The 20,663-nt window shown below is 59.8% G+C and carries 17 protein-coding genes and 2 tRNA genes; 8 read left to right on the top strand and 11 right to left on the bottom strand.

Annotated features, from left to right (window positions below):
• From dnaK to RDW26_RS05940, 5 genes are all read right to left on the bottom strand, one after another.
• The coding region (dnaK, locus tag RDW26_RS05960; RefSeq protein ID WP_307982893.1) for a molecular chaperone DnaK at positions 1-1,461 on the bottom strand (1,461 nt) is incomplete at its 3' end.
• 522 nt (positions 1,462-1,983) lie between these two features.
• On the bottom strand, positions 1,984-2,172 hold the full coding sequence (locus RDW26_RS05955) for a 4Fe-4S binding protein (protein WP_042432023.1): 189 nt from the start codon (positions 2,170-2,172) through the stop codon (positions 1,984-1,986).
• 263 nt (positions 2,173-2,435) lie between these two features.
• Positions 2,436-3,458, bottom strand: coding sequence for a hydrogenase expression/formation protein HypE (gene hypE / locus RDW26_RS05950; RefSeq protein WP_294415958.1), 1,023 nt, complete (start codon positions 3,456-3,458; stop codon positions 2,436-2,438).
• Between the two features lie 62 nt (positions 3,459-3,520).
• A complete protein-coding gene (nikR, locus tag RDW26_RS05945; RefSeq protein ID WP_042432029.1) occupies positions 3,521-3,952 on the bottom strand; it encodes a nickel-responsive transcriptional regulator NikR in 432 nt (143 codons plus the stop codon).
• Positions 3,953-3,958: 6 nt separating this feature from the next.
• Complete coding sequence (locus RDW26_RS05940) at positions 3,959-4,213, bottom strand: hypothetical protein (RefSeq protein WP_042432031.1); 255 nt, start codon at positions 4,211-4,213, stop codon at positions 3,959-3,961.
• A gap of 120 nt (positions 4,214-4,333) precedes the next feature.
• On the opposite strand from RDW26_RS05940, the gene RDW26_RS05935 reads away from it, so the two are divergent.
• Together RDW26_RS05935 and galE are read left to right on the top strand one after the other, a co-directional pair.
• The gene (locus tag RDW26_RS05935) at positions 4,334-4,786 is read left to right on the top strand and encodes a hypothetical protein (protein WP_303861491.1); all 453 of its coding nucleotides are present in this window, start codon (positions 4,334-4,336) and stop codon (positions 4,784-4,786) included.
• A gap of 416 nt (positions 4,787-5,202) precedes the next feature.
• Positions 5,203-6,342 (top strand): UDP-glucose 4-epimerase GalE, encoded by a 1,140-nt coding sequence (gene galE / locus RDW26_RS05930; protein ID WP_307982892.1) that lies wholly within the window; start codon positions 5,203-5,205, stop codon positions 6,340-6,342.
• 122 nt (positions 6,343-6,464) lie between these two features.
• On the opposite strand, the gene RDW26_RS05925 is transcribed toward galE, so the two are convergent.
• A complete protein-coding gene (locus tag RDW26_RS05925; protein ID WP_307982891.1) occupies positions 6,465-7,976 on the bottom strand; it encodes an LCP family protein in 1,512 nt (503 codons plus the stop codon).
• A gap of 352 nt (positions 7,977-8,328) precedes the next feature.
• Between RDW26_RS05925 and RDW26_RS05920 the strand changes: the two genes are divergently transcribed.
• From RDW26_RS05920 to RDW26_RS05905, 4 genes are all read left to right on the top strand, one after another.
• Positions 8,329-8,655, top strand: coding sequence for a helix-turn-helix transcriptional regulator (locus tag RDW26_RS05920; RefSeq protein WP_307982890.1), 327 nt, complete (start codon positions 8,329-8,331; stop codon positions 8,653-8,655).
• A 128-nt stretch (positions 8,656-8,783) separates the two neighbouring features.
• Positions 8,784-8,858 (top strand) — tRNA-Gly (locus RDW26_RS05915).
• A gap of 52 nt (positions 8,859-8,910) precedes the next feature.
• The gene (locus tag RDW26_RS05910) at positions 8,911-9,576 is read left to right on the top strand and encodes an HAD family hydrolase (protein WP_307982889.1); all 666 of its coding nucleotides are present in this window, start codon (positions 8,911-8,913) and stop codon (positions 9,574-9,576) included.
• A gap of 77 nt (positions 9,577-9,653) precedes the next feature.
• Positions 9,654-9,729: transfer RNA gene (locus RDW26_RS05905), tRNA-Arg, on the top strand.
• Between the two features lie 222 nt (positions 9,730-9,951).
• Here RDW26_RS05905 and RDW26_RS05900 read toward each other — a convergent pair.
• From RDW26_RS05900 to RDW26_RS05890, 3 genes are all read right to left on the bottom strand, one after another.
• Complete coding sequence (locus RDW26_RS05900) at positions 9,952-11,631, bottom strand: flavodoxin family protein (protein WP_307982888.1); 1,680 nt, start codon at positions 11,629-11,631, stop codon at positions 9,952-9,954.
• 591 nt (positions 11,632-12,222) lie between these two features.
• Positions 12,223-13,476 carry an Nramp family divalent metal transporter gene (locus RDW26_RS05895; protein ID WP_307982887.1) on the bottom strand — a complete coding sequence of 418 codons (1,254 nt, stop codon included), beginning with the start codon at positions 13,474-13,476 and terminating at the stop codon, positions 12,223-12,225.
• 183 nt (positions 13,477-13,659) lie between these two features.
• Complete coding sequence (locus RDW26_RS05890) at positions 13,660-14,628, bottom strand: LuxR C-terminal-related transcriptional regulator (RefSeq protein ID WP_307982886.1); 969 nt, start codon at positions 14,626-14,628, stop codon at positions 13,660-13,662.
• A gap of 450 nt (positions 14,629-15,078) precedes the next feature.
• Between RDW26_RS05890 and arcA the strand changes: the two genes are divergently transcribed.
• Positions 15,079-16,296, top strand: coding sequence for an arginine deiminase (gene arcA / locus RDW26_RS05885; RefSeq protein WP_042432045.1), 1,218 nt, complete (start codon positions 15,079-15,081; stop codon positions 16,294-16,296).
• A gap of 216 nt (positions 16,297-16,512) precedes the next feature.
• Positions 16,513-17,952, top strand: a complete 1,440-nt coding sequence (locus RDW26_RS05880) for a basic amino acid/polyamine antiporter (RefSeq protein ID WP_307982885.1) — start codon at positions 16,513-16,515, stop codon at positions 17,950-17,952.
• 426 nt (positions 17,953-18,378) lie between these two features.
• On the opposite strand, the gene RDW26_RS05875 is transcribed toward RDW26_RS05880, so the two are convergent.
• Positions 18,379-18,966 (bottom strand): TetR family transcriptional regulator, encoded by a 588-nt coding sequence (locus RDW26_RS05875; RefSeq protein ID WP_307982884.1) that lies wholly within the window; start codon positions 18,964-18,966, stop codon positions 18,379-18,381.
• Between the two features lie 119 nt (positions 18,967-19,085).
• Positions 19,086-20,435 carry an MFS transporter gene (locus RDW26_RS05870; RefSeq protein ID WP_307982883.1) on the bottom strand — a complete coding sequence of 450 codons (1,350 nt, stop codon included), beginning with the start codon at positions 20,433-20,435 and terminating at the stop codon, positions 19,086-19,088.
• Between the last annotated feature and the right edge of the window lie 228 nt (positions 20,436-20,663).

The following is a 20,663-nucleotide window of genomic DNA, read 5'->3' as shown; positions in this document are numbered from 1 at the left end:
GCCCAGATCCTTAGCGGAAACGTTCACGATGCCGTTGGCATCGATGTCGAACGTGACCTCGATCTGCGGCACGCCGCGGCGGGCAGCCGGGATGCCGGTCAGCTGGAACTTGCCCAGCGTCTTGTTATCCTTGGCCATCTGGCGCTCGCCCTGCAGCACGTGAATCTCAACGGAGGTCTGGTTGTCAGCTGCGGTGGAGTACACCTCGGTCTTGCGGGTGGGGATGGTGGTGTTGCGGTCGATCATCTTCGTCATGATGCCGCCCATGGTCTCCACGCCCAGGGACAGGGGCGTAACGTCCAGCAGCAGGATGCCCTCGACGTCGCCGGCGAGCACGCCGCCCTGAACGGCAGCGCCCATGGCCACGACCTCATCGGGGTTCACGGACATGTTCGGCTGCTTGCCGGTCATGCGCTTCACCAGCTCCTGCACGGCGGGCATACGGGTGGAGCCGCCGACGAGGATGACCTCGTCGATGTCGCCCTGGGACATGCCGGCATCGCGCAGCGCCTGCTCGACAGGCTTGCGGCAACGGTCCAGAAGGTCCTTGGTGATGGACTCGAACTCAGCGCGGGTAAGCGTGTAGTCCAGGTGCTTCGGGCCGGTGGCGTCAGCGGTGATGAACGGCAGGTTGATATTGGCCTGCGTGGTGCTGGACAGCTCCATCTTGGCCTTCTCGGCAGCTTCCTTCAGGCGCTGCAGGGCCATCTTGTCCTTGCGCAGATCGATGCCGCCGTTGTCCTTTGCGAACTTGTCGGCCAGCCAATCGATGACGCGATGATCCCAGTCATCGCCACCCAGCTGGTTGTCGCCTGCAGTAGCGGCAACCTCGAAGACGCCGTCGCCGAGCTCCAGGATGGACACGTCGAACGTGCCGCCGCCCAGGTCGAACACGAGGATCTTCTCGTCCTTGTTCGTCTTGTCGAGGCCGTATGCCAGAGCAGCTGCCGTAGGCTCGTTGATGATGCGCAGGACCTCGAGGCCGGCGATCTTACCGGCGTCCTTGGTGGCCTGACGCTGAGCGTCGTTGAAGTATGCCGGGACGGTGATGACGGCCTGCGTGATGGGCGAGCCGACCTGCTTCTCAGCATCGTTCTTCAGCTTCTGCAGGACCATTGCGGAGATTTCCTCGGGCGTGTAGTCCTTACCGTCGATGTCGACGACGGTGCGGCCGTCCTTGCCTGCCTGCACCTTGTAGCTGACCTTCGCCTGCTCTGCCTGGGTTTCGGCGAAGGAGCGGCCGATGAAGCGCTTGACGGAGGAGACGGTATTCTCAGGGTTGGTGACGGCCTGGTTCTTAGCGGCCTTGCCGACCACGCGCTCGCCATCCTTGCGGAAGCCCTCGACGGACGGAGTGGTGCGGTCGCCCTCGGCGTTCACGAGGATCTCGGGCTCGGATCCTTCCATGACGGCCATGGCGGAGTTGGTGGTGCCAAGGTCGATACCCAGAATCTTGCTCATATGATTGCTTCCTCTCACTTGGAGTTATGTAACCGAAATCAGGTACTGCGGCTAGGCTCTAAGGGCTTAGCCTTTTTCCAACGATTCGTACTATAAAATCTAAGTCTGGGCATGTCAAGTTATTTGAGAAATATAATGTTACGTTTTGTCAACACCAAAATGTCAGATAGGTTGAAATTTCTCTATCAAGCTTTTGAGCTGGGAAAATAATGTTCTTCTCCGAAGAACGACACCCATACTGGCACCGAATCGCGGCTTAATCGCGAATGTGATGCAACTTGCAGGATCTCAGTCGCTATGCAATAGATCCTCAAAGGACGTTTGGCGCAAGACCCCGCGCCCACTCAAACGCCGGCACCGGAGACGACCTTCCGTCTTCGCAGCGCACGTTTCGGCCGTTGCACGCAGAAGGTCGAGCCCGCCTCGCAGCTCGGCCCGACCCCCGTATCGAACCCTCATACGCAACGAGGCCCTTGCCTATATATAGGCAAGGGCCTCGTTCAATGCGATCAACGACAGAGGTTACTCTTCGACAACCTCGGGAATGGCGCCCATGGGGCACTCCTCGACGCAGTCACCGCAAGCGATGCAGTTCTCCTCGTTCACAGCCTCGACAACGCCACCGTTGACCTCCAGGACCTCCTGCGGGCAGGCGTCAACGCAAATGCCGCAGCCGATGCACTCGTCAGCCACAATAACCGGATGTGCCATGGTAACTCCTTCTCGTCTATAAGCCCCGGCGAAATGCTACCGGGTCATACCCCAATTAAGCAATGCAGGCACAATACCACTACTGCCGATGATTGCAATACGAATCAGGAAAATACCCGGGGAGCGGTTACGACGACGCTTTCGCAACGGCGTTTCACCCACGTCGTGACCGTTTTGTCACCGAATGCTCCAGCCGAACACGCAAAAAGCCCCGCTTCTCGAGGAGAAGCGGGGCCGATCGAACCGTTGTCGCCTAAACGCGTCTAGCAGATGCGCGGCAGCTGCTCGCCCACCAGCATATCCAGGATGCGCGTGCCGCCGAAGGCCGTGCGCAGGAAGACCTTCGACCCGCGCTCGGGCTGCGCCTCGGACACTTCGCCGATGATTGCGGCATCGGCGCCGTACTTGTTCGCGCGCATGGCCGCAAGCGCCGCGTCGGCGTCCTCAGGGGCGACAACGCACACCATCTTGCCCTCGTTGGCCACCTGCAGCACATCGTAGCCGAGCATATCGCACGCGCCTTGCACGGCGGGCTTCACGGGGACGGCGTCCTCCTCCACCGTGATGTCGGTGCCGGACTGCGACGCCAGCTCGTTGAGCGTGGAAGCCAGGCCGCCACGCGTGGGGTCGCGGAAGCAACGCGTGCCTGGCGCCGCCGCCAGCACCTCGGCGATGAGGTGGTTCAGGGGCGCAGCATCGCTTTGCAGATCCGCTTTAAACGACAGCGACTCGCGGCAGCTCATGATGGTGATGCCGTGGTCGCCCAACGTGCCGCTGACCAGCACCTTGTCACCCGGCTTGCACTGCGCGCCGCCCAGGTTCACGCCCTCGCGCAGCGTGCCGATGCCCGCAGTGTTGATGTACACGCCGTCGCCGTGACCGCGGTTGACCACCTTGGTGTCGCCCGTGACCAGGTGCACGCCAGCCTCCTTCGCCACTTCGGCCATGCTGGTGCAAATGCGCTTGAGGTCCTCGATGGGGAAGCCCTCTTCCAACACGAAGCCGCAGCTCAGGTAGCGCGGGGTGGCGCCGCTGGTGGCGACGTCGTTCACCGTGCCGCACACGGCCAAACGGCCGATATCGCCACCCGGGAAGAAGTGCGGTGTGACCACGAAGCTATCCGTGGAAAACGCCAGGCGCTCGCCTTGCGCCGGCGCGGGCAGCACCGCCGCGTCATCGCCGCGCAAAAGCTCTTCGCCTGCATAGGCGGCGAAGAACACCTCGTCAATGATGCGCTTCATCATGGTGCCGCCGCTGCCATGGCCGAGCATGACCGTAGTATCCATTGCATTGCTCCTTATATATATGAACGGCCGCACGGCGTTCGATCCGCACGGCCGACGATCGCTTAATGGTGTTCGTGGTGATGTTCGGCGACGGTGAGCACGAGCTTGCCGTTTTGCACGCCCTTGGTTCCGAGGATCAAGTTCGCAATGCTCTGAACCAGCTCCGTATATCCGCGCAGCACGATGACCTCCAAGCACATGTGCTCATCGAGGTGCACATGCATGGACGACACGATGTTGCCGAAGTACTCGTGCTGGATGGCATGCAGCTTTTCCTGCAGGTCGTTTGCGTGGTGGTCGAACACGATGGTCAACGACCCCGCAACCTCGACGCCGGGCATCGCGCACTCGTCCTCGACCAGCGCATCGCGGACCAGGTCGCGCACCACTTCGCTGCGGTTCTTCGCCAGCCCCCGTCGCGATACCAGGCGATCGAAGCTTACCAGCAGGTCCTCAGGCATGGCGACCGAGAACCGCATCAGGTCGTTCGCCATACCGGGCTACACCAGCTCGACCGTAACGCCGCCGGCGGCCTCCGCATCGTCTTCCAGCGCATCCTTCGCCTCGTCGAGCAGCGCGCGCACATCGTCGATGAGCGCCTGCGCCTCGTGCAGCTTCTTGGAAACGTTCTCATAGCCGGCGTCGCCCGCCTTGTGACCCAGCGTGTGGGCCCAACGGCGCTCGAGCTTCAAATGGTCGTCGATCTGCTCGATCATCATCTCGAACTGACCGGTGTTGATGCCGTTAGTGCACATAACGTCCTCCTTTGTTTCCGCGACGATGGCTCCACGCCGTTCGCGGCTATTTGCGTTCTTGGTATGATTCGGTTATACGGCGAACGCGTTTCGAGGGCAAGAGCGGGTGTGAAAAAAACCATGAGCGGTAACAAATACGAGGTCGCATTGGACGAAACCTGGGAGCTGTTCGGTCAGTACATGAGCGGCACCCGCGCTGGGCTGTGCTGCGTCATCAGCTCCGAACCGCTTTCGGAGGCTGCCGAAAAAGCGCTGAACAGTTCATTGGCGGCTTTGGGGTACGGGCATGATGCGTGCACATACGTCGTGCCCGGCGATCTTGACCAGCAGGCCCTGTTCGTTCTGATCGAGGGCTTGGACCCGATCTGCATCGTAGCCGCGGACGGCAAAAGCGCCGCGCTCCTCGGGCAGGCGTATCACCTTGCCGTTCCCTCCGGGAAGGCAACCCGCCTGCTTGGCCGCACCGCAATATCGTTTCTTGACTTCGGGTCCCTTTTACAAACGCCCCAGGATAAGCAAATCGCCTGGGCTTTGCTGAAAAAGCTGCCGAAATTCGGGGACAAGCGGGGATGATTGCGCCAGGTGATTGCGCAAACCGCAAATCAATGGTCGCCTAGCATTTACTTCATCGGAGCCTCGGAACGCAGCAGGCACCCCCGCTTCGATATCCCCAAAAATGACGAAAGGCCGCGGGGGAGGCGGCCTTTGCGTCAGACGAGAGAAACGAGGGGGAGGGAGATATCGAGAATTGTTATCTCCAACTGAGAATAGAATAGCGGCATGTTTATTCTAGGTCAAGAATATTCTTTGAACTCGTTCTGAACGGCGGCTTATCAGCTACGAACGCTGCCGGCGTCTTCGATGCGCTCATGCGCACGTGTTGCTTTCAAACTCTTTACCTGTAAGAGACCGGCGGACTGCTACCATGAAGCCCATGAGAACGCGCTTGCGCGTACAGGGAAGACCTGCTCAAAGGATAAGGAGCTTTCATGGCAAACAAAGGACTGGCGAAAGACCAGAAGGACCTGAGCATCCTGGTCACGGGCGGTGCCGGATTCATCGGCAGCCATACCTGCGTCGAACTGATCCAGCGAGGCTACAGCGTGGTCATCGTGGACGACCTGAGCAATTCCAGCCAGATCGCCGTCGACCGCATCCGCAAGATCTGCGGAATCGGTGCCGACGATACCCAGCTGCGTTTCTACAAGCAGAACATCTTGGACCGAGAAGCGCTTGACGCTATCTTCGCCGAAAACGACGTTGACGCCATCATCCACTTCGCCGGCTTCAAGGCAGTAGGCGAAAGCGTGCAGAAGCCGCTGGAGTACTACTGGAACAACATCGCCGGCACGCTGGTGCTGTGCGATGTGGCGCGCAACCATGGCGTGAAGAACATCGTGTTCTCCAGCAGCGCAACGGTGTACGGCGAGCCCGAGTTCATCCCGATCACCGAGGAGTGCCCCAAGCATGACTGCACCAACCCCTACGGGTGGACCAAGAGCATGCTCGAGCAGGTGCTCACCGACCTGTACGTGGGCGACAACGAGTGGAACGTCGTGCTGCTGCGTTACTTCAACCCCATCGGCGCGCATGAGAGCGGCCTGATCGGCGAGGATCCGAAGGGCATCCCGAACAACCTGCTGCCCTACGTCGCCCAGGTTGCCGTGGGCAAGCTGGAGTGCGTCGGCGTGTTCGGCGACGACTACGATACTCCGGACGGCACGGGCGTGCGCGACTACATCCACGTGGTCGACCTGGCCCGCGGCCATGTGGCTGCGCTCGAATGGATGGGCGGTAAAGTGGGCACCGGCAAGGCGCTGGGCCTGGGGTCGCTGGAAGGCGAAGCGGCCGCCGACGGCAGCCGTCGCGGCGTAGGCATCTTCAACCTTGGCACCGGCAAGGGCTCGAGCGTGCTCGATGTCGTGCACGCGTTCGAGAAGGCCTGCGGCCACGAGATCCCTTACCAGATCAAGCCGCGCCGCGCCGGCGACGTTGCCACCAACTACGCCGCTTGCGACAAGGCGCGCACCGAGCTGGGCTGGGTCGCCGAGTACGACCTTGACCGCATGTGCGCCGACAGCTGGCGTTGGCAGTCCATGAACCCCGATGGATACGCCACCGAGCAGTAACTCGTTATCCATCGCCAAACGCACGAGGCCCCGCAATCTCATTCGGATTGCGGGGCCTTTTCATTGGGAAACAAAAAGGGACGCAGCTTTGAACTGCATCCCTTTGAAGATCAAGGAAAGCGCTAGTAGGCAGAACCTACGCCGGTGCCCGCTGCATAGCCGCCGGTTCCCGCACCTGATGCGTAGCCGCCCGCGCCATACGAGCCAGCAGAACCGCTGGTGGATGCCGCTCCGGAGTAGCCCGTCCCGGCACCGGATACGCTGGACGACGTATCAGCATAGCCGCCCGTGGCACCACCCGTTGCACCGCCATAGTAGGACGAAAAGCCGGTTCCGCTTGCGGAGGAACCGCCGCTATAAGCAGATGCGCCGCCCGTATCGTAGTCATTGCCGGCATACATCCCGCTGCTCGTAGCGGTGCCGCCCGTGGAAGAGCCGCCAGCAGAGGAGCCGGCGCCATATTTCTGCGCAAGCTTGCTGGTGGAGCCGGTGATGCCGCTAGGATCGCCGCCCTGGTCGACGACCTTCATCATCTCGGTGACCTTGTCCTCATCGGCGAACACATAGGAAACGCCGTCGACGTAGCCGGTGACGGAAGGCAGCATGGCGGAATACATGACCAGATCGCCATCGTCTTTGAACTGCTGCGCCAGCGAGATGATGTCATTGACCTTCAAGTCGGTGGTGACGCACTTGGCCGCAGCCTGGATAACGCCGGGCAGCTCGGTGACGGGCAGGGCCAGCACCTTGTCCACCAGAGCCTGGATGAGCTTTCGCTGGTTGGCCGTGCGCGTGAAGTCGCCGTCGACATAGGCACGGCTGCGCGCGAACACCAGGGCCTGCTCGCCGTTAAGGTGCTGCTCGCCGGCCTCGATGATGACGCGCGGGTTCTCGGGGTGATCGGTGGTGTTGTCGGCGTCGGTATCGTCGATGCGCTCGTCGACCATGACGTCGACGCCTCCGACGGCGTCGACCAGGCTGACCAGCTCCTCGAAGTTGACTTCGGCATAATGCGAGATGCTGGCGCCGGTGAGCTGGGTTGCCTCGCGGATGGTCGCCGCAGCGCCGCCGTAATTGTACGCAGCGTTGAACTTGTTGGTGCCGTAGCCGTCGATATCGATCATGGTGTCACGGGGAATGGACACGAGCGTTGCCTGGTTGGAAGTCGGGTCGACGCGCACGACGATGTTCGTGTCGGAACGTGCGCCGCCTTCGTCATCGCCCTCGCGCTTATCCGAGCCGATCAGCATCATGTAGAACGGCTCGTTGAAGCTGGAGTTAACCAACTGCTCGTTGATGCTCTCCAACTCCTCGGACGTTTTACCGCCCGTATTCAGCTGGCTGTTCACGTTGTTGTACCAAACGGCGAACGCGGTTCCGCATCCGATAAGAGCGACGATCAGCGCGCAGCACACGCCAAGGGCGATCTTCTTGCCCTTGGCAGACTTGCGCGAACGCTGCGCCGAATACTGCGGGTTCGAACGCGAATACTGCGACGCGCCCGCCTGATTGCGAAACGCGTTGTTTGCGCCAGGACCTTGGGAGCCGGGAGTGAACGCCGGACGGTAGCCGGCGGGCACCTGGGAAGCTAGCGGATCGTTCGCTTGGGGACGGCGGTTCTTTTTGAATGCCATGCAAGATCTCCTCACAGCAGTCCGTTCGGGCCTGCGTTACCTTCTTCCGCACCGCACAGATTCCATGCGGCTCCCCACCGGCATGGTGCCTACGCTACCCGATTTCAACTTTCCTTCAGCGGCTTGACGAACGACTCACAATCGCACACCAAGCCCCAATTAATCATCGTGCATTGTATCATCCCAGATTGACAACCATAAAAATGGCATGCGGCCGAAACAGGGTGTTCACGGGAGCTCGCGCTATCCCGCTCCTATATATAGGTCGCAACGCTTCCTTTTCTTGAAAAAATCTCCTGGAACGTAACCGCCAGGTTACAGCGTTGCGTAACCCTGCCGTTACGCTCGATGCATGCAGACTTCCGCCCCACATATCGATGAGCTGGCGAATACGCCGAGCGACGAGCCGAAGATGGCCGTCACGCTCGGCCGCAACGTGAAGCGCCTTCGTGAACGGGGCCGGATCAACAAGACCTGCTTCGCCGCCATGGTCGGCATCGGCAGGCCGCAGCTCAACAAGATCGAGAAAGGCACGGCGAATGTCCGCCTTTCGATGGTCGAAGAGCTTGCGGATGCGCTTGAGACCACGCCGGAGAAGCTGCTGTTCGAGCGGTTCGATCCGACAAGCATCGCCATCCCGCGCAAAGCCCCTGATTGGCAGTTCGATCCGCATTCATGATTCGGTGCAATCGCGTTGCCAATGCCTAGGTGTGGGGAATTTCGCATGCGTTTACCATTCCCTATCCTCATTCGCGCGTTTTAGGCTATAATGCCCACACGGTATGGCAAGGAGCGCCTGCCAAGTATGCGGGTGTCGCCAAGTGGTAAGGCACGAGCTTCCCAAGCTCGCATTCGCGGGTTCGAGTCCCGTCACCCGCTCCATCGATCATCAACGACGGCCGAGAGCCGTCGTTTTCATTTTCAGGAGGCAACGATGACCGAATCGCATCCGGTATTCGACACGTTCATCTTCGACCTGGACGGAACGATCCTGGACACTATGCCCGACCTCATCCACGTCACCAATGAAACGCTCGCTCATTTCGGCTACCCCACCCACACCGACGCTGCTATCCACAGCTTCGTGGGCGACGGCGCGCAACGCCTGATCTATCGCGCCCTTCCCGAAGGAACCCCTGACGCCGTGTGCGCCGAGGCGCTTGAATATTGGAAGGCACTGTACCCCCAAACCGGGCATGCTCGCACACGCCATTACGCGCATATGCCTGAGACGCTGGCCGAGCTGAAAGCGCGAGGATGCAAGCTTGCGGTGCTCTCGAACAAATACGAGGGCGGCGTGAAGGATGTCATCCCGCGATTCCTCCCCGACCTTTTCGAGGTGCTACATGGAGAATGCGAAGGCATTCCCCGCAAGCCCGACCCCACCGGCTTGCTGCGAACCATCCGCGAGTTGGGCAGCGCTCCCGAGCGCACCGCCTATGTGGGCGACTCGGCCGGCGACATGCGCGTTGCCCACAATGCCGGAACATACGCGATCGGCGTCGACTGGGGCTACAACCCGGCGAGCACCCTGGTTGGGGCCCAGGCGGGCGCGATCATCTCCGACCCTACGCAGCTGCTTGAGTTCGCGAGGGCGTAGCAGCCGCGAAGCTTAACCCGTGATATTGGCATGTGCGAGCATCGAGCCAAAAGGTTTAATGCTACAATGATGTGCGCGCCTCAGTAGCTCAGGGGATAGAGCACCGCTCTCCTAAAGCGGGTGTCGTACGTTCGAATCGTATCTGGGGCACCATGAAGCACCAGGCCATCGGCTCAAGCCGATGGCCTTTTCATTTCCTGAGAGGCCTCATTTCCCGGCAAAGCGGATGCGCCGGGGAGAATCCGCTCGAAACTACCCGCAACTGTTATCAATAGACCGAGAAGCGCCCTGCGCTCTCAGACGAAAGCGCAGGTACACGCACGGGCAAGGTAGTCTCAAGGGCGCTGCCATGGCTCCCCGACTCCCAAATCTCGGCTACCCACGCGCGATGTGCCGGGGATACCACTTTTGGAACCAGGCGGTGAACACGCCCATCAGCGCCGGAAGAATGGAGTTAATCGCGCCGACGAAGCTGGCTGCATCCGTTTGCATGATGAAGTACGTCCAGATGGGCGTAATCAAGTACAGCACGCCCCATGCCGCGGTCAGGATGCGGTTCGTCCTCATGAAGATCGGATTGCGCAACGCCGCTTCCCCGTTGTAGCTGTTCTTCGAGTAGTGCGCGGTCAGCGGCACTTTGAAGAAGCAAGTAGCCGTCCACAACGCCCCGAACAGGAAATACGACGCTGAAATGATCAGGGTAGAAGACGCTCCCGCTAGCAACGCGATGGAGCAAACGCCGACCGCCAGTGCCGAGATCTGGTCGTACACGGTCGCCTTCGTCCGCTGCATCAGGACAGGCAGCAAGACGGATACCGCTATGCTGATCAGACTTCCCCAGAAGCCATCGATCGCAGCCGCAACCCAAAACACGATCCAGGGAATCAAAAGCAACAACATGTTGGTTTTCGGCTCGCTTGCGTTCGCACCCGCAGTAAGGCTTTCACCCGCAACGGCGCCCGATTCGCCAGCATCCATTTCGCCGGCATCCGCAACGTTCGCTGCGCCGAAATAATCATCCCAATGGATCATCAGGTCGAAGTCGCCTTCAACCGAGTACAGGTGCTTCATGAGCGCCTCGTCGCCGGCGATCTCCCCGCTAGCAATCGAGCGCCAAACGGCCAAAGGCGTGTTGATGCGCGTGGTGAAATCCGCAGAGAAGCCTTCGGCGGGTTCCGTTTCGACACGGCTTCCACCTTCCCCGAGGACGATGCGATAGGTCTTGTCGATATCGGTATAGTTCATGTCGAGCGCGATATCCCGCCCCGGCCATGCCTGCTTGCGATACAAGGCCGCCATCTGCCGAGTAAACACCAGGCTGGGGTCCTCTTTCTCGCCCGATTCGCCCACTCCCCAGCTGGCATCAGCCATCGCCTCGAAGATATCGCGCGGGAACAGGTTTTGCTCAAGCTTGCGGCGGGTTTCCCTCGAAACCTTGCCGGAAGCGAACTCCTCCCCGGCCTTCCGAACCCAGGAAAGGTACTCGTCAGTGCGATCCGCCAGCTCCTTCACCCTGAACAGTTCGCCCTGCCCGCAGAAGATCGCCGCGTAGCCGTCCTTCCCGCAAAGCCGATCGAACAAGCTGGTCACGCAATCATAGTTGCCCTTTGCCGTGTAGAAACCGCAGGTCGAGATGACCACCGTGCGCTTGCCGCTCATATCGTAGCGGGAAGGATGCCCGCCGCTTTCCGTTTCCGCGCTCATAAAGGGCAGCGACATGGGAAGCTGGCGGTCGATCAGGTTCTTCAGCTGGCCGGGCAGCCCAAAGTAATACAAGGGAAAGCTCCAGACGACGATGTCGGCCCATAAGATCTTCTCGATGACCGCCTGCATGTCGTCATGGATGCAACATTCGCCCGGCGTCTTGCTCCAACAGGAAAAGCAGCCCAGGCAAGGCTTGATATCGAGCGCGCTGACGCTAAGGGTTTCGATCTCCGGCGCCTGCTTGCGACCGTTCTCCTCTTGAGCGACAATTCCATCAAGAAAAGCGCTGGTCAAGCGCCAAGTGTTGCTTCGTGTACCCTTAGGGCTTCCGTTGATTGCCAGGATGTTCATCGGGCGCTCCTTACTTCGGCGGCGCATCGCCTCTATCCGATCGATGCGCCTCTGTCGGCTTCATCAGCCGAATCCGCGGCCGCCTTCCAGCGCGGGCTAGCACGGACTTCGCCATCTTCACAACCAAGCTCGGCTTACTTGCGAAGTTGACGCAAGCGCGCGAAAGCCATTCCGCTTCTGCCCTACTAGTATATTCGGCATATGAGACACCCGGGGCGACCCGAAGGTAATTGTTGGGTAAAACCGAACAGGCTTCGACAAACCAGCACGAGGAGGCACCAAACGGGCTATCCAACCGAAAGGAGCTTCCCCGCCGATAGCGCACCTCCCCACCTCGGGGCACATACCCGAACATCTCGCGCACATGCAGCCCAACCGACATGCCAGGCAATCTGGTCAACCAAGGCAAACAATCCCACTGCCCGATTGCAGCATCGCCCGAGCGTATCCAGACAGCGAATCAGGACTACCCGCATAGCAGGCGGTTTACCACCTCTCACGCCAAGGGCGCAAAAGTCAGCCTAAAGCCAAAAAGGCCTGCCGGACTTTCGCCCGACAGGCCTTTGCGCATGTTTCCCGTATCCGAAGCCGCTATGCGCCGATAAGCGTTTGCAGCGTGGTCAGGAAGCTGGACATGTTACGCCAGCACATGAACAGCGTGATGCAGATGAAGATGACGCCGCAGATGTTGGAGAACGCATGGTTGCGCCATTTGCCCAGGCTCTTGCCGTTGGCAACGTACATCACGAAGAACGCCATGATGGGCAGCAGAATGGCGTTGGCCGCCTGAGCCACCAGAATCAGCTCCGTGGGGCTCTTGCCCAGCAGCACGGCCATCAAGCAGCCAGCCACCAGCACGATGATCCACACGACCTTGAACTTGAGGTCCTTCAGCGTCTTGCCCCAGCCGAGCACGCCGTTGACGGCGTAAGCAGCGGAAAGCGGAGCGGTGATGGCGCTGGAGAAACCAGCAGCCAGCAGACCGATGCCGATGAGCACCGTAGCCCAGTTGCCCAGCAGCGGCTGCAGGGCGACGGCCATGTCCTTGCCGTTGGTGACGGTGATGCCGGCAGCGTGCATGTTAGCCGCAGCGCAGACGAGGATGGCCATGGAGATGATGCCGCCCAGGCCGATGGACAGAACGCAGTCGAAACGTGCGTCGGCGATCTGCTCGGGATCCTTGAAGCGCTCGGATGCGCCGGAAGCATGCAGGAACAGGTTGTACGGCACGATGGTGGTGCCGATCAGGCCCACGGCAGTCAGGATGCCCTTAGCGCCAGCCTGACCCTCGGGCAGGGTAGGCGTGAACAGGCCGGCCACGACCGCACCCCAATCAACGGGAGAGGCGAACGCGGTGATCAGGAACACCAGGCCCATGAAGATGACGATGCCCGTGAGGATCTTCTCGACCAGCTTGTAAGAACCCACCCACATAGCGGCGAAAGCCAAAATGCCCAACACGATGACGATGGGGATCATGGGAGCGTTGACTACCGCCTGGATACCCAGGATGCCGCCCGTGATGTTGCCCGTCTCGTATGCGGTGTTGCCGATGAAGATGGCGATGATAACAATCACGATTGCAATCCACTTCAGCACCGGATGCGAAATGCGATCGCGGATGTTCTCACCCAGGCCCTCCTGCGTGACGATGCCCACACGGGCCGCCATCTCCTGGAAGATAATGGTTGCGACGGTGGCGAACAGCAGCGCCCACAACATGGTGTAGCCATAGCTTGCACCAGAGACCGTGCACGTGGTGACCGTGCCGGGACCGACGAAACCAGCTGCGACCAAAGCACCGGGGCCGATGTTCTTCAGCTTCTCGGTAATCGAGCTTGCCATCGTTCCCTCCTTTCCTACTGGGGCATCCCCGCCCCTCCTTGTGGTATATGGGGGATACTTTAGCACGCGAAAGCGATTGTGCGGCCGTTTCGATACACGCCCGTAACACAGCGTGTCGGCCAACGGCGGCGGAGAGTAGGTTTTCGGGGACAGGCGGCTGAAGCACGCCGAGCGTAGCAAGCCTTACGACATCTTCCAGAAGTTTTGGATCAATTCCTGTCGGCTGGCATCGCCCGTTTTCTTCAAGATGTTGTGCACGTGCACCTTCACCGTGGAAAGCGCCAGCGACATCTCGGATGCGATGTTCTGGTTATCCTTGCCCAGCAGGATAAGGTAAAGCACCTCGCGCTCGCGCTGGGAGAGCTTATGACGCGTGGCGAACACGTTCAGGTTCTCGACGATCTGCTGCTCCTGCTGCTTGCTACCACCCTGCGCAGGAGGACGCTCGAAACGAAGCGAAAGCATACGAACCCCGTTGCGCACCGCGGCAACGCCGATGACCAGCATCAGCAGATTCTCCGCATAGCTGCGCTCGGCGCTGAAGATAATCGAGCCCAGGTTAACCGACGGCAAGTCCAGCACCAGGAAGGAAGCGGCATCCTCGGCCAACACGATCAGGCCCAGTACCCACGCCACCGCATACAAGCCCCGATGCCGCCACATGCGGGCGCGCTCGGCGTCGTCTTTCTGACGCAAGAAGCTATATCCCGCATACAACAGGATCCAATACATATAGAACTGGCGTATGGACCAGAACCAGAAGCGCTGCACATCACCATCGGGAAGAACCACCAGCGTGGCAATGCCGGCGATCGCGAAAACCGCCGGCGGTACCGCGAACATGCTGCGGCGCGTTTCGTTCAGATAGTCGCAAAGCAAGACCCAGAACGCCGTGACGAACCCGCCCCCGGTCAGCACCGAAGCAAGCGAACGGACTAGGAGATATCCGGAGGTGAGCGTATCTCCGCTTGAGCGGACGATGAACTCGTCTTGAAACACCAAGGAAATGTCGAAAAAGTAGAACGCGAAGGCGACCGAAAGGAACAGCATGGTCTTCTTGCGCGACACCAGGTACGAGGACAAGCATACCGCCGCCACCAAAATGGAAACGAGCAGCATCAGCAGCGTGTAATAGAACAGTGCAAGCTCCACAGGCCCCTCCGTAGAACGCTTTGCCGCCAGCCTCCCGCAGCCGGCCAAGGCAATCCTCGGTATTGTAACTACTTCCCCGTACCTATTTTATCCTCAACCCCGATTCGCCACCCTGTTTACAGAAACGATGAGCGCCGAAGTCAGCTAAACCGATGAGGGCCGACTCTGTTTACCAGCTTTCCTTAACACCATACCACAAGCTCTCCATCAGGGGTTTATCGCGGGTTTAGGAAGTTTCGCTTTGCGATAGTCCTTGGTTCCACCTCTAAACGAGGGTCGTTAAATCCGCGTTAGACCTTCCGGATTTTACGTGGAGGTTGCAAAGTGGAGTCAACGGAACGGGGCACCGAAAACGCCCCACTCGCAAGCCCAAAGCGTTAGGCCAAGAAGCGCTGGAAGGCTTGCACGGCGAAGATAGTCTTCATCCCACGAGACGAAAGAAGGTTTGCAATGGCTGGCGTGAACGTCAAAAGCGAGATCAAGCCGCTGAAGAAGGTGCTGCTGCACCGTCCCGGCAAGGAGCTGCTGAACCTCACCCCGAACACGCTCGAGGAGCTGCTGTTCGACGACATCCCGTTCTTGAAGGTTGCTCAGGAAGAGCATGACGCCTTCGCACAGGCCCTGCGCGACAACGGCGTCGAAGTCGTGTACCTGGAGGACCTGACGGCCGAGGTTCTGGCCGCCGACCCCGAGCTGCGCGAGAAGTTCCTGCTGCAGTGGATCGACGAAGCCGGCATCAAGACCGAGCGTTATCGCAAGATCATCTTCGATTACATGCAGGAGAACTACCCTGACGCCAAGGACTTCGTCCTGAAGACCATGGAGGGCATCAACCTCACCGAGCTGCACACCGACAAGTCCAACTCGCTGGTCGACCTGGTGTCCGAGGCCTCCAAGATGGTCGTCGCCCCGATGCCGAACCTGTACTTCACCCGCGACCCCTTCGCGATGATCGGCAACGGCGTCTCCATCAACCGCATGTACTCCGTCACCCGCAACCGTGAGACCATCTACGGCGAGTACATCTTCAACTATCACCCGGACTTCCAGGGCACCCCGCAGTACTACAGCCGCTACAACACCTTCCACATCGAGGGCGGCGACATCCTCAACATCAACGAGCACGTGCTGGCCATCGGCATCTCCCAGCGCACCGAGCCCGACGCCATCGACGGCATCGCCCACAACATCTTCAACGACCCCACCTCCCCGGTCGACACCATCCTGGCGTTCAACATCCCGAACAACCGCGCCATGATGCACCTGGACACCGTGTTCACCCAGATCGACGTTGACAAGTTCACCATCCATCCCGGCATCATGGGCCCGCTGTCCGTGTTCGAGATCACGCCCGAAGGCGACGGCATCAAGGTTCATGAGATCAACGCCCCGCTCGAGCAGATCCTGGAGAAGTACATCGGCATGCCGGTGACGCTGATCCCCTGCGGCGGTGGCGACCGTATCGCCGCAGAGCGCGAGCAGTGGAACGACGGCTCCAACACGCTGTGCATCGCTCCTGGTCGCGTGGTTGTTTACGAGCGCAACGACGTCACGAACGCCGTGCTGCGCAAGAACAACATCGACGTCATCGAGATCCCCTCGGCCGAGCTGTCCCGCGGCCGTGGCGGCCCGCGCTGCATGAGCATGCCGGTCGTGCGCGAGGACTAATCGTTTTCATAAAGGGAGGCCGCCGGATCGATCGGCCTCCCTTTTGGGCAGCTTGCGAAACGACGCGCTGCCCGCTGTTTCCATCGGTTTCGCCTCTGCGTTCCGTTTGAGCCTGTAAACGGGATTCGCCACCGTAGGCAGGTTCGGTATGTCCGGCTAAACAAGCGGAGTCCAGGGGCGAAACCAAACGATTGATTTCTACTAAGGAGGGAAATCATGAGCGAGAAAGCTAAAGGTATCGGCCTGTTCGGGCTGATCGGCATGGTCGTCAGTTCCTGCATCGGTTCCGGCGTGTTCGCCATCACCGGGCAGCTTGCGGGCGTCGCCAGCCCCGGCGCCGTGCTGGTGGCCTGGGCAGTCGTCGGTATCGGCTTCGCCGCCCTTGCCCTGTCGCTGAACAACCTGGGCGCCAAGAAGCCCGAGCTCAAGGGCATCTTCCAGTACGCCGAGGAGGGCTTCGGCCCGCTTGCCGGCTTCGTTTCCGGCTGGGGTTACTGGCTGTCCGCATGGCTGGGCAACATCGCGTTCGCCACGATGATGATGTCCACGCTCGGCTACTTCTTCCCCACCTTCCTCCCCGGCAACACCCTGCCGTGTGTGATCGTCGCCTCGCTGTTCATGTGGGCGCTGACCTTCCTGGTCATCCGCGGCGTTGAGAGCGCCTCCTTCCTGAACGCTATCGTCATGGTGGCGAAGGTTGCCTCCCTGGGCATCTTCCTGATCTTCGCCATCTTCATGTTCAACGCCGGCATCTTCACCGCCGACTTCTGGGGTAACGTGTACAACAACGCCGTCGCCGCTGGCGAGATGGGCGCTGACGCCGCCAGCATGGGCGGCCTGTTCGAGCAGGTCATGAACTGCATGATCATCATGATGTGGGTGTTCATCGGCATCGAGGGCGCTGCGGTCATGAGCTCCCGCGCCCGCAACAAGCATGAGGTGGGCAAGGCTACCGTCATCGGCCTGATCTGCCTGCTGCTCATCTACATCGGCTGCTCCGTGCTCCCCTACGGCTACATGAGCTACACCGAAATCGCTCAGCTCGATTACCCCGCGATGCTCTACGTGTTCGATTCCATGGCTCCCGGCTGGGGCGGCGCGTTCATCAGCATTGCCATCATCGTCGGTGTTGCAGGCGCCTGGCTGTCCTTCACCATGCTGCCCGCTGAGACCACCTCCGAAATGGCCGAGCGTCACCTGCTCCCCGAGTCCTGGGGCAAGCTGAACAGCAAGGGCGCACCGCAGATGAGCCTGCTGCTCGTAGGCGCTTGCATCCAGGTGTTCCTGATCGTGCTAATGTTCAGCGAGGATGCGTACAACTTCGCCTTCAGCATGTGCACCGTCTCCATCGTGATCACCTGGGCGTTCATCGCGCTGTACCAGATTAAGTTCTCCGCCAAGGAGGACAAGAACGCAGCTCAGATCGCTATCGGCGTCATCGCCCTGGCCTTCCAGGTGGTCGGCGTGCTGTACAACGGCTGGTCGTTCCTGCTGCTCACCTGCGTTGGCTACATCCCCGGCTTCTTCGTGTACGCCAAGGCTCGCAAGGACCGCGGCTACGCTCTGACGAAGGGCGAGAAAGTCGGCATGGGCGTTGTGAGCGCACTTGGCGTCGCAGCCCTGGCCCTCGTCGGCATGGGTGTGATCGGCATCTAGGCGAAATCCCCCCTCCTTCGCAAGATGCAGAAAGGCTCGGACCATATGGTCCGAGCCTTTTTCATGTTTCAGCGTATTTCAGAACACGTCGATACCAGATAGCCGCTTAACTAAGCTACAAGCATTGCGGAACAAGAGCTCGGAAGCACTTGTCGAAGAAACCCTGGATAGCGTCCCGATACGGATCGCAGCTATTCACGTTGCGAAACGAGAACGCATAGGCACTCATTGTTTCGTCGCACCAGGACCGAAGCTTAGCAAGCGCTTAAGCAGACCTGCGAGTCAGCGCAAATAGCACTTCTCTAACCCTTGCACACTGGAACGATGCTCTTATTGCGGACCAGACCGAGCAAGCATCGCAATGTTTTGCATGTATCCAGACCACACACGACAGGACAGGCCCGCGAGTCAACGCGCAAACAGCCCCTAGCCCTCGTACGCCGCTACAAGGCTCTCCAAGAGCTCGGCTGCGATTTCCCTGACTTCACGACCTTCGGAGATTGCCGCGACGGCTGCTCCGTCGACGACGATTCCCACCACATGTGCAGGCAGCTTCACGCCCGCATGCTTGAGAATCCGCCCGACTGCCTGGTCGAGCTGCACGCGACCGTTACGATAAGCCTCGGTAACGTCCTCGGACTCAGATGCTGCAAGCAACTGCATGTAATGAGCGGCGGGATTCACGGAATCATCGGGCAGGCTAGCGCTGATGAGCAGGTTGATCAGATGCTTGCGACAGTCAGCCTGGTCCATGGATTCGGCAGTAGCGGCAGCGTTTTCAGCACGCTCGGCCCAAAGCTGGATGTTGTAACGACCCGCTTCATACAGAAGCTGGTTGGTGGATTCGAAATAGTATCCGACCGATGATGAAGCGGCCCCCGCCCATTGCGCAACTTTGCGATACGTGACTGCCTTCGGGCCCTGTTCGCGCAAAAGCGCCGCAGCGGCAAGCACAAGCGACGTGCGCGTAATCTGAGCCTTCAACGATTTAGGGGTTTGATTCGCCTCACTCACATCGGTCTCCTTTACGCAAAAACCCAATGGTTCCATTGTAAATGAAATGCCGCCCGAGTGCAGACACTCGAGCGGCATTCATCAGGCAAATCGTAGGATTGCCGATATGCGCGTACGCGTTACACCTCGGACAGGTCCTTGCCGGTGTGCTCGTGCGATGCGATCATGGCGCCCAAGGCCAAAACGGCGATGAAGACCATGTAGTACGCAGGAGCGATCGGGTCGCCCGTGAAGTTGATCAGGGCGAAGGAGATGTAGGAAGCGGAACCGCCGAAGATAGCGTTAGCCAGGTTGAAGCTCAGAGCGAAGCCGGAGTAACGCACGTCGGTCGGGAACGTCTCGCACAGGTAGCTGGAAAGCGTACCGTCGTTGATGGTGAGCATCAGGCACATGACCAGCTCGACCACGAGGATGGTGAAGAAATCCAGCGTGTTCAGCAGCCAGAACGCGGGGATAGTGAAGACCATGAAGCCTGCAGCAGCCGTGATGAGCATCTTCTTGCGACCAAACTTGTCGGAGATGCGGCCGGAAAGGAAGATGAAGCCGATGTAGACGACCAGCACGATAGTGGTGATGATGGACGCCTGAGCAGGATCGTAGTTCAGCGTAGCCTCAAGGTAGTTCGGCAGGTAGGTCAGAACAGCGTAGAAGCCCACAGCGTTCAGCACGCATGCGCCGAAGGAGATGGCCAGCACGCGGAAGTGCTTCTTGAACAGGGTGCGGATCGGCTTGTCTTCGCTCTTCATGCCCTTCTCGGCAAGCTCGGCCTGCATCTTCGCATACACCGGGGAGTCTTCCAAATGCTCGCGGATGTAGTGCGTGATATAGCCAAGAGGACCAGCCAGCCAGAACGGGATACGCCAGCCCCAGTTCACCACGAAGTCGGACGCAGCGCCGAACGTGTTGAACATCCAGGTAGCGAACAGGGAGCCCACCAGCAGGCCAACGGCCGTGGAGGCGGGAACCATGGAGCAGTAGAAACCGCGATGGTTCTTCGGCGAATACTCGGCGATGAACGTGGCGGCGCCGGCATATTCACCGGAAGCAGAGAAGCTCTGCACCATACGCATAAGCAGGAGCAGCAGCGGAGCGCCAACGCCGATGACGGCGTAGCCCGGCAAGCAGCCGATAAGGAAGGTGGCGCCGGACATCATGAGGATGGAGATGGACAGAGCCCACTTACGACCCTTCTTATCACCCATGTTGCCCCAGAAAATGGCACCAAGAGGACGGACCAAGAACGCCAGCGCGAACACGCCGAACGTCATCATGGTTGAGACCATTTTGTCTTCGCCCGGGAAGAACACCAAAGCGATGACGGTGGCAAGGTAGGAGTAGCTGGCATAGTCGAACCACTCGATGAAGTTACCCAAGAACGAAGAGAACACAACCTTCTTCAGCGTTTTATGCTTTTCAGCCTCGGTCAGCTCAGCTTCGTTTTGAATCGGTCTCGGTTGGTCAGCATTCATGATTTTCCCCTAAGAACAGTGCAGCGGCTTTGAGACTGAAACCGACTGCAGCACACGGCAGTTCATCGCCTCCCCTTGAAGCGATGTTGTTTCGCATTTCAACCTCCTTACCCTCAAGGCAGGACCAAAAAGGCCCGCCTATGCACTGGCGGATAAGAAGATGATACCGTGCACTTATCAATGTTAGCCATTTGCAGGCAAGTTGTTACCTTTCAGCAACGTAGCCCG

Origin of the sequence: uncultured Senegalimassilia sp. (genome assembly GCF_902464545.1) — a bacterium.
GTDB lineage: Bacteria > Actinomycetota > Coriobacteriia > Coriobacteriales > Eggerthellaceae > Senegalimassilia.
The sequence above is the reverse complement of the archived record's forward strand: the minus strand, read 5'-3'. Positions and strand labels throughout refer to the sequence as shown.

Excerpts from the sequence above, each read along its gene's own strand:
- RDW26_RS05955 (WP_042432023.1), bottom strand. The coding sequence starts at position 2,172 with ATGGCACATCCGGTTATTGTGGCTGACGAGTGCATCGGCTGCGGCATT.
- hypE (WP_294415958.1), bottom strand. The coding sequence starts at position 3,458 with ATGGATACTACGGTCATGCTCGGCCATGGCAGCGGCGGCACCATGATG.
- nikR (WP_042432029.1), bottom strand. The coding sequence starts at position 3,952 with ATGGCGAACGACCTGATGCGGTTCTCGGTCGCCATGCCTGAGGACCTG.
- RDW26_RS05940 (WP_042432031.1), bottom strand. The coding sequence starts at position 4,213 with ATGTGCACTAACGGCATCAACACCGGTCAGTTCGAGATGATGATCGAG.
- RDW26_RS05935 (WP_303861491.1), top strand. The coding sequence starts at position 4,334 with ATGAGCGGTAACAAATACGAGGTCGCATTGGACGAAACCTGGGAGCTG.
- galE (WP_307982892.1), top strand. The coding sequence starts at position 5,203 with ATGGCAAACAAAGGACTGGCGAAAGACCAGAAGGACCTGAGCATCCTG.
- RDW26_RS05925 (WP_307982891.1), bottom strand. The coding sequence starts at position 7,976 with ATGGCATTCAAAAAGAACCGCCGTCCCCAAGCGAACGATCCGCTAGCT.
- RDW26_RS05920 (WP_307982890.1), top strand. The coding sequence starts at position 8,329 with ATGCAGACTTCCGCCCCACATATCGATGAGCTGGCGAATACGCCGAGC.
- RDW26_RS05910 (WP_307982889.1), top strand. The coding sequence starts at position 8,911 with ATGACCGAATCGCATCCGGTATTCGACACGTTCATCTTCGACCTGGAC.
- RDW26_RS05900 (WP_307982888.1), bottom strand. The coding sequence starts at position 11,631 with ATGAACATCCTGGCAATCAACGGAAGCCCTAAGGGTACACGAAGCAAC.
- RDW26_RS05895 (WP_307982887.1), bottom strand. The coding sequence starts at position 13,476 with ATGGCAAGCTCGATTACCGAGAAGCTGAAGAACATCGGCCCCGGTGCT.
- arcA (WP_042432045.1), top strand. The coding sequence starts at position 15,079 with ATGGCTGGCGTGAACGTCAAAAGCGAGATCAAGCCGCTGAAGAAGGTG.
- RDW26_RS05880 (WP_307982885.1), top strand. The coding sequence starts at position 16,513 with ATGAGCGAGAAAGCTAAAGGTATCGGCCTGTTCGGGCTGATCGGCATG.
- RDW26_RS05870 (WP_307982883.1), bottom strand. The coding sequence starts at position 20,435 with ATGAATGCTGACCAACCGAGACCGATTCAAAACGAAGCTGAGCTGACC.